Source organism: Sphaerochaeta sp. UBA5836 (genome assembly GCF_002432845.1).
Taxonomy (GTDB): Bacteria; Spirochaetota; Spirochaetia; order Sphaerochaetales; family Sphaerochaetaceae; genus Sphaerochaeta.
Genome location: NZ_DJGW01000092.1, coordinates 12812 through 13813, shown reverse-complemented (window position 1 = coordinate 13813; position 1002 = coordinate 12812). Strand labels below are relative to the sequence as shown.

Genomic DNA, 1002 nt, shown 5'->3' with positions numbered 1-1002 from the left:
ATGACCATCGGAGCGGGTTTGATCGAGCTTTCCGAAGAAGGTGAGCTCTACAACTCCTATGCCGTAACGCTCAGCGGCGGCACCATTCATATGCACAGGAAGCTTCACACCTTCATCAGCGCCCATATGAAGAGCGGATCCTCCTATACCGTCTTCGATACTCCAGAGGGAATCAGGTTGGGAGTACTTACCTGCTACGACAACAACATCGTAGAGAATGCCCGCATCACGGCCCTTCTGGGGGCTGAGGTGTTGCTCGCCCCCCATCAGACAGGCGGGTGCAACTCGGCAAGTCCGAAGGGGATGAAACGAATCGATGTAAAACTTTGGGAAGAACGTTCCACAAAAGAAGCAGAGCTCCTCGGTGAGTTCCAAGGTCCGAAAGGACGACAGTGGCTGATGCGCTGGTTACCCTCCCGTGCCCATGACAACGGTATGTTCCTGATCTTCAGCAACGGGGTTGGCAGGGATGACGATGAGGTACGCACCGGCAATGCCATGATCCTCGACCCATATGGGGAAATCCTTGCAGAGTCCAAAGCTATCGAGCAGGATATGGTCATTGCTGAGTTGGATGCTTCACTGCTTCCCTCAAGCAATGGCAGACGATGGATGAAAGCACGCAGGCCCGAGCTCTATACCCTCCTCTCAGAAAGGACAGGGAAGGAGGAAGATACCAGAACGGTGCGGTTCACGTATGAATAAGGAGGTTGATAGTCTCATGCATATTGAAGAAGAGAACACAATCATGATGGACGTTCAGGAAATGGTTTGGTACAAGGAGTTGAAGGCAGAAGAGACTCCTGGTGGAAACTTGCGTTTCTACCGTAGGCTTGCCCATATGAATCAGACTGAACTTGGCAACAAGCTGGGAATCTCCAAACAGTTCGTATCCAACATGGAGAACGGGAGCAAGCCCATCAGCAGGAATATGGCTCTCAAGCTTGGAGCTCTGTTCGATGTGCCTGCAGGCCGATTCATTTAGTAGCAAGCTTGTCTATA

2 protein-coding genes are annotated in these 1002 nt (G+C 51.7%); both read left to right on the top strand.

The genetic code is table 11. From position 1 onward, the window contains the following. The coding region (locus B3F49_RS08635; RefSeq protein ID WP_293910449.1) for a nitrilase-related carbon-nitrogen hydrolase at positions 1 to 705 on the top strand (705 nt) is incomplete at its 5' end. A 16-nt stretch (positions 706 to 721) separates the two neighbouring features. Next, complete coding sequence (locus tag B3F49_RS08630; RefSeq protein WP_293910447.1) at positions 722 to 985, top strand: helix-turn-helix domain-containing protein; 264 nt, start codon at positions 722 to 724, stop codon at positions 983 to 985. The last annotated feature ends 17 nt before the right edge of the window (positions 986 to 1002 follow it).

What these genes read in the sequence shown, in the direction of transcription:
- B3F49_RS08630 (WP_293910447.1), top strand. Translation starts at nt 722, where the DNA reads ATGCATATTGAAGAAGAGAACACAATCATGATGGACGTTCAGGAAATG.